General features: G+C 70.1%; 11 protein-coding genes and 1 tRNA gene. 3 read left to right on the plus strand and 9 right to left on the minus strand.

The window, feature by feature from the left end:
- The first annotated feature begins 106 nt into the window (after positions 1-106).
- Positions 107-1,693, plus strand: coding sequence for a von Willebrand factor type A domain-containing protein (locus ACFVJX_RS11925; RefSeq protein ID WP_384127255.1), 1,587 nt, complete (start codon positions 107-109; stop codon positions 1,691-1,693).
- 106 nt (positions 1,694-1,799) lie between these two features.
- Positions 1,800-2,309: an anthrone oxygenase family protein gene (locus ACFVJX_RS11930; RefSeq protein ID WP_384127164.1), complete on the plus strand. Its 510-nt coding sequence runs from the start codon at positions 1,800-1,802 to the stop codon at positions 2,307-2,309.
- A gap of 108 nt (positions 2,310-2,417) precedes the next feature.
- Here the strand turns inward: ACFVJX_RS11930 and ACFVJX_RS11935 are convergent, their stop codons facing one another.
- Genes ACFVJX_RS11935 through ACFVJX_RS11955 form a run of 5 tightly spaced genes read right to left on the minus strand, consistent with a single transcriptional unit; the run spans position 2,418 to position 7,526 of the window.
- Positions 2,418-2,732: an L-rhamnose mutarotase gene (locus ACFVJX_RS11935; RefSeq protein ID WP_384127163.1), complete on the minus strand. Its 315-nt coding sequence runs from the start codon at positions 2,730-2,732 to the stop codon at positions 2,418-2,420.
- Between the two features lie 31 nt (positions 2,733-2,763).
- Positions 2,764-3,849 (minus strand): rhamnose ABC transporter substrate-binding protein, encoded by a 1,086-nt coding sequence (gene rhaS, locus ACFVJX_RS11940; RefSeq protein ID WP_384127162.1) that lies wholly within the window; start codon positions 3,847-3,849, stop codon positions 2,764-2,766.
- 50 nt (positions 3,850-3,899) lie between these two features.
- On the minus strand, positions 3,900-4,949 hold the full coding sequence (locus ACFVJX_RS11945; RefSeq protein ID WP_384127161.1) for an ABC transporter permease: 1,050 nt from the start codon (positions 4,947-4,949) through the stop codon (positions 3,900-3,902).
- Positions 4,933-5,988 carry an ABC transporter permease gene (locus ACFVJX_RS11950; RefSeq protein ID WP_384127159.1) on the minus strand — a complete coding sequence of 352 codons (1,056 nt, stop codon included), beginning with the start codon at positions 5,986-5,988 and terminating at the stop codon, positions 4,933-4,935. Before ACFVJX_RS11950 ends, ACFVJX_RS11945 begins: the two co-directional genes overlap by 17 nt.
- The gene (locus ACFVJX_RS11955; protein ID WP_384127158.1) at positions 5,985-7,526 is read right to left on the minus strand and encodes a sugar ABC transporter ATP-binding protein; all 1,542 of its coding nucleotides are present in this window, start codon (positions 7,524-7,526) and stop codon (positions 5,985-5,987) included. Before ACFVJX_RS11955 ends, ACFVJX_RS11950 begins: the two co-directional genes overlap by 4 nt.
- Positions 7,527-7,928: 402 nt before the next feature.
- Between ACFVJX_RS11955 and ACFVJX_RS11960 the strand changes: the two genes are divergently transcribed.
- On the plus strand, positions 7,929-8,462 hold the full coding sequence (locus tag ACFVJX_RS11960) for a GNAT family N-acetyltransferase (protein ID WP_384127156.1): 534 nt from the start codon (positions 7,929-7,931) through the stop codon (positions 8,460-8,462).
- Positions 8,463-8,485: 23 nt separating this feature from the next.
- Here the strand turns inward: ACFVJX_RS11960 and ACFVJX_RS11965 are convergent, their stop codons facing one another.
- The 4 genes from ACFVJX_RS11965 to ACFVJX_RS11980 all read right to left on the minus strand — a co-directional run bounded on the left by ACFVJX_RS11965 (position 8,486) and on the right by ACFVJX_RS11980 (position 10,901).
- Positions 8,486-9,340, minus strand: coding sequence for an ABC transporter permease (locus tag ACFVJX_RS11965; RefSeq protein ID WP_384127154.1), 855 nt, complete (start codon positions 9,338-9,340; stop codon positions 8,486-8,488).
- Positions 9,300-10,169: an ABC transporter ATP-binding protein gene (locus ACFVJX_RS11970; RefSeq protein WP_384127153.1), complete on the minus strand. Its 870-nt coding sequence runs from the start codon at positions 10,167-10,169 to the stop codon at positions 9,300-9,302. Before ACFVJX_RS11970 ends, ACFVJX_RS11965 begins: the two co-directional genes overlap by 41 nt.
- Positions 10,166-10,621, minus strand: a complete 456-nt coding sequence (locus ACFVJX_RS11975; RefSeq protein WP_384127152.1) for a MarR family winged helix-turn-helix transcriptional regulator — start codon at positions 10,619-10,621, stop codon at positions 10,166-10,168. The genes ACFVJX_RS11970 and ACFVJX_RS11975 overlap by 4 nt, the downstream gene beginning before the upstream one ends.
- A gap of 207 nt (positions 10,622-10,828) precedes the next feature.
- Positions 10,829-10,901 (minus strand) — tRNA-Arg (locus ACFVJX_RS11980).
- Between the last annotated feature and the right edge of the window lie 301 nt (positions 10,902-11,202).

The raw sequence follows: 11,202 nt of genomic DNA on the forward strand, positions 1-11,202 counted from the left end.
CCGCGTTGTCGCATCGAGATGCTTCCGCAACGTCCTCGTCGGCTCCGGTGTCCTCGTTCGCACGTCACATTCACACGTGGTGATACGACGACACTGGGGGTACGGGATGGAACGCCGGACACGGATGTACCGCGGGGCAGTGGGGCTGCTCCTGGCGGGCGGGGTGCTGCTGACCGGCTGCACGGGGGAGGGCACCGGCAGCAAGAGCTCCGCCTCCGACCGCCGGGGAGGGCCCGCCCCGGCTCCGGCCGCGACCGGCGGAGGCGCCGAGTACGGGGCGAAGGAGCCGGGCGCGGCGAAGGGCGCGGACCGGCTGAAGGAGCCCGCGCCCGACTACCTGTCCACCTTCGCCCTGGACGTGGACACCGCCTCCTACGGATACGCCCGCCGCACCCTCGCCGACGGGCGCCTGCCCGAGCGGGAGACCGTACGGCCCGAGGAGTTCGTCAACAGCTTCCGCCAGGGCTACCGGCGGCCGAAGGGCAACGGCTTCTCGGTCTCCGTCGACGGGGCGCGGGCCGGAGCCGGAGCCGGCGCCGGGGACTGGTCGCTGGTGCGGGTCGGTCTGGCGACCAGGGCCGCGCCGAGCAGCGCCGAACGGCCGCCCGCGGCCATTACCTTCGTCGTCGACATCTCGGGCTCGATGGCCTCGTCCGACCGCCTCGGCCTGGTCAAGAGCTCGCTCGGCATCCTCACCGACGAACTGCGCGACGACGACTCGGTATCCCTGGTCACCTTCAGCGACGCGGCGCGGACCGTCCTGCCGATGACCCGGCTGCGCGACCACCGCGGAAAGATCCACGACGCCGTCGACTCCATGGAGGCCACCGACTCCACCAATGTGGAGGCGGGCGTCCGGCGCGGTTACGACGAGGCGGTGCACGGCCACCGCAAGGGAGCCAACAACCGTGTCGTCCTGCTCTCCGACGCGCTCGCCAACACCGGTGAGACCGACGCCGACGCGATCCTCGACCGCATCGACTCCGCCCGCCGCGAGTACGGCATCACCCTGTTCGGCGTCGGGGTCGGCAGCGACTACGGCGACGCCCTGATGGAGCGGCTCACCGACAAGGGCGACGGTCACACCACGTACATCGCCGACGAGGAGCAGGCCCGCAAGGTCTTCGTCGACCAGCTGCCCGCGCACCTCGAACTGACGGCGCGCGACGCCAAGGCGCAGGTGGCCTTCGACCCGAAGACCGTGGAGAAGTTCAGGCTGATCGGCTACGAGAACCGCAAGGTCGCCGACGAGGACTTCCGCGACGACGGTGTGGACGGCGGCGAGGTCGGTCCCGGGCACACCGTGACGGCGCTGTACGCCGTGCGCCTGCGGGACGGCGCATCGGGCCACGTGGCGACCGCGACGGTGCGCTGGCTTGACCCCAAGTCCCGTGCCGCGCACGAGGAGACGGGGTCCGTGGAAACCGGAGCGGTCCTCGGGAAGCTGTGGGGTGGCCGCAGCGAACGGCTTCAAGTGGCCGCCGTCGCAGCCTACTTCGCCGACATTCTGCGCGGCGGAGAGCTTCCGGGGGCGCCCGGACTCACCGAACTCGCCTCCAGGGCAAAGACGCTGGCCTCGCGGACGGAGGACGAATCGGTGACGAAGCTGGCCACGGCGATCGGTCGCGCGGACCGGCTCAGGGGTGGCCGCGAGGACACCGGGACCGGTTCGGGAGAGGGCGAGATGGACTGACCACCCCGGTCGCCGGCACGGAGAGGGGAACCGGCGGAGGCCCTTCGGTCGCACAGCCGTACGGAATTGGGCTGTGCGGCCGGACCCGTTGGGTCAGGATGGGCCCATGGCCTCCTTGTTCCTCAATCTCGCCGTCATCACGACCGGCCTCTACGCGGGCTTCCTGCTGACGTTCCTCATCGCGGTGATGCCCGGTCTGGCCGCGCTGCCGGACGACCGGTTCACGGCCGCGATGCGCCGCTTCAACGAGAAGGTCCCCGGGCCCGCGTTCCTGATCCTCTTCCTCGGCGCGATCGTCTTCCCAGGCATCGCGGTGTTCACGGAGAACGGCGAGAAGTGGTGGGGGCTGGTGGTCATCGTGCTGGCCTGCGCCGTCGTCTCCCATCTGGTCACGATCGGCGGCAACATCCCGCTGAACAAGGCACTTGCCGAAGCCGAAGCCGAAGCCGAAGCCGAAGCCGAAGCCGAAGCCGAAATCGGGGACGGAGGAGGCGTTGGAGGCGGCGACGAAACGGCGGCCCGTACCGCCTTCGAGGCCAGGTGGAACGCCTTCCACCGCTTCCGGACCGCGCTCTCGCTCCTCGCCTTCGTGCTGCTGGTCGTCGCCGCGCACTGAGGGCTGTCCGGTGCCCCTGGCGGGCGGGCCTCGCCCCTCGCGACGGCTCCAGGACGAGGACGGCGCCCGGCCCGGACCCCCAGGGGAATCCGGGCCGGGCGCCGCGCCTCACGCCAGGTGGAACACCTCGGTGAGCGGCACCATGGCGTCGTCCGCCGCCCCGGTCTGCTCGAAGAAGCCGGCCATGTCGCGCTGCCACCGCTCGTTCACCTCGGTGGCGGCCATCGCCTCGCGTGCCGCGTCGAAGTCCTCCGTCTCCAGATAGCCGACGAGCAGCCCGTCCTCGCGCAGGAAGAGCGAGTAGTTCCGCCAGCCTGCCGCGGAGAGCGCCGCGAGCATGTCGGGCCAGACGGCGGCATGGCGCTCGCGGTACTCGTCGATCCGGTCCCCGCGCACGTTCAGCAGAAAGCAGACACGCTGCATGGGAAGTCCCCTCCGTACCAGGTGAAGCGGCTCAGAAGTCGAACTTGTCGATGTTCTTCTTGTCGAAGACGGTCGGCTTGCCGAGGATGACCTCGCCGTCCTTGCCGATCGTGTACTCGCCGAGTTTGCCCGCCTTGAACTTCTCGCCCTCCGCACCGGTGATCTGACCGGAGGCCAGCGCGGCGGCGGCGTACGACCCGAGGTAGCCGAGCTCCTCGGGGTTCCACAGCGAGAACTGCTCGACGGTGTCGTCCTTGACGTACTTGCGCATCTGGTTCGGGGTACCCAGACCGTTCAGCACGACCTTGCCCTTGTACGAGGAGTCGCTCAGGTAGCGGGCGGCCGCCGCGATGCCGACCGTGGTGGGCGAGATGATGCCCTTCAGGTCGGGGTAGGCCTGCATCAGGCCCTGCGTCTGCTGGAAGGACTTCTGGTCCGCGTCGTCCCCGTAAGCCACCTTCACCAGCTTCATGCCCTTGTACTTGGGCAGCTTCAGCTCGTCCTTCATGAACTCGATCCAGGTGTTCTGGTTCGTCGCGTTCTGAGTGGCCGAGAGGATCGCGATCTTGCCCTTGTACCCGATCTGCTCACCGAGGTGCTGCACCAGGCTGCGGCCGATCTCCTCGGAGCTGGCCTGGTTGATGAAGAGCTGGCGGCACTCCTTCGCGGTGTCGGAGTCGTACGCCACGACCTTGATGTTCTTCTTCATGGCCTGCTTCAGCGGACCGCACACCGCGTTCGGGTCGTTGGCGGCGACCAGGATCGCGTCCTGGCGCTGCTGGATCAGCGTGTTGATGTAGCTGACCTGCGAGGAGGCGCTGGCATCGGACGGGCCGACCTCCTTGCCCGTGCCGCCGTACTCCTTGGCCGCCTCGATCCCCGCGTCGTCGACGATCTTCTCGTACGGGTTGTTGATCTGCTTGGGCAGGAAGGCGAGCTTCAGCCCCTTCTTCAGCGCCGCACCCGGATCGGCCTTCGCCGTGGACCCGGCCTTCGTGGACTCCTTGTCGGAACTGTCCTTCGTCGTACCGGAACAGGCGCTGAGGGCGAGAGCGAGCGAGAGCGCGGTGGCGGCGGTGGTGACGGCGCGGCGCCCAGCGGCATTGCGGAGCATCATGGCTGCGGTGTGCCTTTCGAGGAGTGCGGGAGAGGACGGGGGAGAAGGGGTCAGGGGCGGGCGCCGGCAGCGCGCCGGTGCCGTCGTTCGACCACGGCCGCGATGACGCGTGGGGTGAGGACGGAGGCCACGAGCAGCAGACCGGTCACGATGACCTGCACCTCGTTGGCGATGTCGTTGAGCGTCAGCAGGTTCTTCAGGACTCCGATGAGCAGTACCCCGGCGACCGCGCCGAAGAGCGTGCCCTTCCCGCCGTCGAAGTCGACGCCGCCGAGCAGTACGGAGGCGATGACGAGCATTTCGAAGCCGAGTCCGTTGTCGGCGCGGGCACTGCCGTAGCGCAGGGTGAAGACGATGCCGGCGAAGGCGGAGAACAGTCCGGTGACCACGAACAGCAGCAGCTTGATCCGCTTGACCCGGATGCCCGCGAAGTACGCGGCCTCCTCCTGCGCCCCGATCGCGAACAGGGAACGCCCCAGACCGGTCGCGTGCAGCACGATCGCGGTGACCACGGCGAGCACGATGAACAGCAGGACGGGATACGTGAGGAAGGTGCCGGGCACCGTGGTCGTGTCGACGGCCCAGTCCGCGTACGTCTGCGGGAAGTCGGTCACCGCGTCGCTGCCGAGCGCCACCGAGGCCAGACCCCGGTAGAGCGCCAGCGTGCCGATCGTGACGGCCAGCGACGGCAGCCCGACCTTGGTGACCAGCCAGCCGTTGAGCAGCCCTCCGGCGACGCCCACCAGCAGCACCACCGGCACGATCGTCTCGAAGGCCCACCCCGCGTCCCACAGCGAACCGGTCAGCGCGCTGCCCAGACCCAGCATGGAGGCGACCGACAGGTCGACCTGTCCGGCGACCACCAGAAGCGTCATCGGCAGTGCGATGAGGGCGACTTCCGCGATGTCGTTGAACGCGAACGCGAGGTTCTCACCGGAGCCGAAGCCGTCGGTCGTACCGAGTCCGATCACGAAGACCGCCACCAGGAGCGCCCCGACCGCGGTGTCCCAGCGCAGTGCCAGGCCGCGCAGCGAACCCTTCGGCCTGGCGGACCCCCGCGGGGTGGGGGCTGCCTTCTCGGTCTCAGGCGCCGTTGTCATGCCGGGCGCTCCTCTTCCTCAGTGCGGCGGTCATCCGCAGGTTCACGATTCGGTCGATGCTGATGGCCAGGAGCAGCAGTGCGCCGGTGATGGCGCCCTGCCAGAACGAGTCGACCTTCAGGACCACCAGCACACTGCCGATGGTGGTGAGCAACAGGGCGCCCAGGGCGGCGCCCCACACCGTGCCCGTGCCGCCGGTGATGGCGACACCGCCGACGACGACGGCGCTCACGACGGTCAGCTCCCAGCCGTGTGCGTTGTCCGCGACGACCGTGCCGAACCTGGCGAGCCACAGGGTGCCCGCGAAACCGGCGACGGCCCCCGAGAAGGCGTACGCGGCCAGGATCCGACGCCGTATCGGCACTCCGGCGAGCACCGCGGCCTCCGGGCTCGACCCGATCGCGTACAGCTCGCGCCCCGAGCGGTAACTGCGCAGGAAGTACGCCGTCGCGGCGAGCAGCACCACGGTGATCAGCGGGAGGTACGGCACGCCAAGGACGCTTCCGCTGCCGAGCCCGAGGATCTGGTCGGGGACCTCGGCCGCGCCGATCTGGTCGCCCTGCGCCCACCAGTAGTCGACGCCCTGGATGATGTAGAGCATGCCGAGCGTCACGACGAGCGCCGGCACCTTGCCGAAGCTGACGAGCGCGCCGGAGACCAGCCCGCAGACCACCCCGATGGCGATGCCCAGCAGCATGACGGTGAGCACGCCGTGATCGGTCCCGGCGACGAACTTGCCGCAGGCGAAGGCGGAGAGCCCGACGACGGAGCCGACCGAGAGGTCGATGTTGCGGGTGATGACGACGGCGGACTGGCCGACCGCGAGCAGCACCAGGATCGAGGAGTTGAGCAGCAGGTCCTTGATGCCCTGGTCCGACAGGAAGCGCGGATTGGCCAGATAGGTGCCGAGGATCAGCAGGACCAGCGCCCCGGCGATGGAGATCTCGCGGGCCCGGAAGACCGTGTCCACGAGCGAGGCCGCGCTGCGGGACGGCGCCTTCGGACCGCTGTCCGGCGGGCTTACGACGGTGGTGGTCATGCCGCTGTCCTTTCGCCGAGACCGGTCGCCGCCGCCATGACGGTCTCCTCGGTGGCGTCCGCGCGCGGGAGTTCGGCGACGAGCCGGCCCTCGTGCATGACGAGCACCCGGTCGGCCATGCCGATCACCTCGGGCAGATCGGAGGAGATCATCAGCACGGCGAGCCCTTCGGCGGCCAGTGCGGAGAGCAGCCGGTGGACCTCGGCCTTGGTGCCGACGTCGATGCCGCGGGTGGGCTCGTCGACGATGAGTACGGAGGGTTCGGTGGCCAGCCACTTGGCCAGCACCACCTTCTGCTGGTTGCCGCCGGAGAGCACTCCGACGGTGTCGGCCAGCCGGTTGTACTTGAGCTGGAGGCGCAGCGCCCAGTCGGCGGCCCGGTCGTGCTCCAGGGCCCGGCTGACCAGCGCGCCGCGACGGACCTCACCGAGCCCGGTGAGGCCGATGTTGCGCTCGATCGACATCTCCATGACGAGCCCGCGCTGCCGGCGGTCCTCGGGTACGAGGGCGAGACCGGCGGCCATCGCGGCGGTGGGCGAACCGGCGCGCAGCGCGGTGCCGTTCACCCGCACCTCACCGGCGTCGGCACGGTCGACGCCGAAGACGGCCTGGGCCACCTCGGTACGGCCGGCCCCGACGAGTCCGGCCAGTGCGACGATCTCGCCCCGGCGCACCTCGAACGACACATCGCGGAAGACGCCCTCCCGGGTCAGCCGCCGCACGGAGAGCGCCACTTCGCCGACGGTGGCGTCCTGCTTCGGGTAGAGGTCGTCGAGGTCACGGCCGACCATGAGCCGTACGAGCCCGTCCTCGGTGAGCCCTTCCAACGGCTCGGAGGAGATCCACCTGCCGTCGCGCAGGGTGGTGACGCGCTGGCAGAGCTCGAAGATCTCGTCGAGCCGGTGCGAGATGAACAGCACGGCCGCACCCTCGGCGCGCAGCGCCCGTACGACGGCGAACAGCCGCGCGGTCTCGCTGCCGGTGAGCGCGGCGGTCGGCTCGTCCATGATCAGGACGCGGGCCTCGAAGGAGAGCGCCTTGGCGATCTCCACGATCTGCTGGTCGGCGATGGAGAGGCCGCGGGCCGGCCGGTCGGGGTCCAGTTCGACGCCGAGCCGGCGCATCAGCCCCGCGGTCGTGTCGTGTACCGCCCTGCGGTCGATCCGGCCGAAGGAACGCCGGGGCTGGCGGCCCATGAAGATGTTCTCGGCGATCGACAGATCGGGGAAGAGCGTCGGCTCCTGGTAGATGACGGCGATACCGGCGTCCCGGGCGGCGGCGGGGCCGTTGAACACGACGGGTTCCCCGTCGAGCAGCACGACACCGTTGTCAGGGCGGTGTACCCCGGCGAGCGCCTTGATGAGGGTGGACTTTCCCGCGCCGTTCTCCCCGGCGAGCGCGTGCGCCTCACCGGGGAAGAGTTCGAGGGACACGTCCTGCAGGGCACGTACGGCACCGAAGGACTTGCTCACACCCTTCAGCGCCAGGACCGGCGCCGGCTCCGGGGCCGAGTCCGGGCCCTTGGCGGACTTGTTCATGAGGGGCTCCTGAGCGGTGGACCCAGCCGGCGGGGAGCCGCAGGGGCCCACACGTCGTGAAAGGTTTCAATCGGGCTCCTCGGAAGCTAGACGGGGTTTGCGGGCGTAGTCAATGGGTGGGCAGCGGGAATTTGCTGAGGTTGGGAGGGAGAGTGAGTGGAAGGAGGGTGGGGTGTGGTCGTGTGCGTGCGCGGCCCGGGTGTCACCCTGATGGGGCGGTCGGCTCCTGTTGCGATGAATCGATTCACATACATGGTCGCCATGCGCCGGCCCGGTGCCGGACGGAGTCGCCGCGAATATCACCGGGCGCTGTACGGGGCCCCGTTGGTAGCGTCGGCGCGACCAGCGGCAACGCGAAGGACGGAGCGAACGATCACAGCCCACAGGTTTCCGGAGACGGTCGTGCACACAGCGGATCTGACGCTCCGGGCGTTCACCTCCGAGGACATCGAGGACACCCGGTCCGCGTGCTCGGACGAACTGACCCAGCGCTGGCTCCCGCTCCCGCACCCGTACACCTCCGAGGACGCCAGGTCCTGGTGCACACGGGTCGCCCCCGCGCTGCGCGAGTCGGGCGACGGCGTCCACTTCGCGATATCCGCCCGGTCCGGGGGCAGGCTGCTGGGCACCGTGGGCCTGAAGAAGACCGACTGGCGGGTCCTGGTCAGCGAGGTCGGATACTGGGTGGCGCCCTGGGCGCGGGGCCGCGGAGTGGCGTCGGAGGCCACATCGGCCCTCGCCCGATGGCTCCTGGACGAGCAGGGCTTCGAACGGATGGAGCTCAGGGCGGCGGTCGGCAACACCGCCTCGCAGCGCGTGGCGGTCAAGGCGGGGATGCACTACGAGGGCACGCTGCGCAACGCCGGCCTCGTGCACGGCGGCCGGATCGATCTCCGCCTCTACTCGGCGACCAGGCCGATCGATTCAACGCGCTGAACCGGGCTGTCCGTCGCCGCCCGTCAGCGGGCGAGCCGGCCGAGCAGCGACCCGGCGGTCACGATGCCGACCGCCGCGGCGAAGGCCAGCACGCCGAAGTCCAGGCCGAGATGCGACGGGGTGCCGATGAGCAGGCCGCGCAGGGCGTCGACCTGGTAGCTCAGCGGGTTCACCTTGCTGACCGCCTGGAGCCAGCCGGGCATCAGGGCGACCGGGTAGAGCGCGTTGGAGGCGAAGAACAGCGGCATGGTGATGGCCTGGCCGATGCCCATCAGCCGGTCACGGGTGAGGACTATCCCGGCGATGGACATCGACAGGCACGAGAAGAACGCCGAGGCGAGCACGACCACCACGGCCACCCCGAGCAGATGCAGGGGGTTCCAGCTCATGCCGACCCCCAGCAGGGCGGCGATCACGATGACGACGACGGCCTGGATCACGGCCTTCACCCCGGCGGCGAACGCCTTGCCGGTCACCAGGGCGGACCTCGGGGTCGGGGTCACCATGAGTTTGGTGAGGACGCCGGAGTCGCGCTCCCAGATGATCATGATGCCGTAGAAGATCGCGATGAACATGGCCGACTGGGCGATGATCCCGGGCGCCAGGAAGTCGAGATAGGGGACGCCGCCGGTCGGGATGGCGTGGATGCGGGAGAAGGTCGTGCCGAAGATCAGCAGCCAGAGGGCGGGCTGGACGGCACGGGTGTAGATCTCGGTGCGGTCGTGCAGCAGCTTCTGGAGCTCGACCGCGCACATCGCGCCGACCCGTGCCGGTACGACCCGCCAGCCGGTGCGGGGCGGTGGCGGGGTGAGCAGCAGGGCGAAGCGCGGATCGGGCTCAGCCGCGGCGGGACGCGGTGCGGCGGGTGCGGCGGACATCGTTGAACGCTCCTTTCTCCTCCGCGGCCCCGGGATCGTCCAGTCCGCTTCCGGAGTGGTGGCGGAAGACGTCCTCCAGGGACGGCGGCGGGGACTGCGCTTCGCCGGTTTCCCGGCGGTGGGCGACCAGTTCACTCCTGAGCTCGGTGGGGGTACCGAGCGCGCGGAGCCTGCCGAGGTGCATCAGGGCGAGCCGGTCGCAGCGGCTGTCGGCCTCGTCCATGGAGTGCGTGGTCACCAGGACGGTCATCCCGGTGCCGGTCCGGATCTCGTTGATGCGGTCCCAGACGCTGTCGCGGGCGATCGGGTCGAGCCCGATCGTCGGCTCGTCCAGGATCAGCAGGCGCGGCGCGCTGACCAGGGCCTGGGCCAGTTCGAGGCGGCGGACCATGCCGCCGGAGTACGTGGCGGCGAGTCGGCCCGCGACATCGCCGAGGCCGACGGCGTCCAGGGCCTGGGCGACCCGGGCCGCGCGCTCGCGGCGGGGCACGTCGTAGACGCGGGCGAACAGCTGGACGTTCTCCACGCCGGTCAGCCCGGCGTCGGCCGACAACTGCTGCGGTACGTAACCGAGCAGGCGGCGCACTTCCATCCGCTGCCGGGCCGCGTCGTGGCCGAACACCTCGACGACCCCGGCCGGCACCGGCAGCAGGGTGGTGATGGCGCGCATGGTGGTGGTCTTGCCCGCGCCGTTGGGGCCGAGGAGTCCGAACACCTCTCCGGGGTGCACCAGCAGGTCCAGGCCGTCGACGGCCTTCGAACCGCCGAAGCTGTAGGTCAGGGCGGTGCAGCGGACGGCGGGTGCCGTGGGTGCCGTGCGGGTGGTCACGTGGTCTCATCCTCCTCGCGCAGTGATGCGGCGAGCCGGCGCAGGGCCGGGAGGGCGGCGGTGAGTGCCGCCCGGTCCTCGTCGCCGAGCCCGGCCAGGTGCGAACGGAAGAGCGCCTCGCGGGCGGCGTGCCACTCGCGCAGCCGCTCCGCCCCGGCCGGGGTGGGGTACAGCAGCGCGGCTCGCGCGTCGCCGGGGTCCGTCTCCCGCCGCAGCAGCCCCTCCGCGACCAGGTGGTTCACCAGGGTGCTCACCGAGTTCGCCGCGAGGCACAAGCGGTGAGCGGCCGTCGAGACCCGTATACCGGGATCCGTGGCCACCAGCCGCAGCAGTTCGGCATGGGCTCCGCGCAGCCGGGGGGTGGACAGGCCGCTCCACAGCCTGCGCCGGGCCAGCCGCTGGATGCGGGGCAGAAGTCCGGCGAGCTCGTCGGGGAGATCACTCGCCTTCACGGGTCCATTTTAGCTCTGCATAAGAGCTAATGTCATCGTTCGCCCGCCCGGATCTCGGCCGCCGGCTCCGTGCGCGCGGGGCCAGCCACCTTCCCCACCAGGGGGTCCATGCGGCCTTACGTCGTCACTACGCGGCGCCCGCTAGCGTCCCTCCGGCCGACAAAAAGGCCCTCCCGAGGGAGGGCCTGACAACGGCTGGGCTGAAAGCGCCCCCGGCAGGACTCGAACCTGCGGCCAAGCGCTTAGAAGGCGCCTGCTCTATCCACTGAGCTACGGGGGCCGGGTGGTGGCCTCGGTGGCCTGGAGCCCCGGGATCCGGGCAGTACGTGACCTGCCGGGACAAGGATAGGGCTCCGATCGCCTGGACCCGGTTGCTTCACCTGCGTGGCACGATGTGGAGGTTCGGTGAAGCGAAACGATAATCGCAGGTAGGTGCGATTCATGCATCGCTTTTGGCGCCTCACGCCCCGGGTGTTGTGCACTCGTTATGCCTGCGCCCCACTCGTCCCCTCTGTCCTGAGGAGGAACCGCCGCGCAGAGGGGTCTATACGCTTCAAAAAGGCGCCAAAATTGGGCATTCT

The organism is Streptomyces sp. NPDC127177, assembly GCF_042672475.1.
GTDB lineage: Bacteria > Actinomycetota > Actinomycetes > Streptomycetales > Streptomycetaceae > Streptomyces.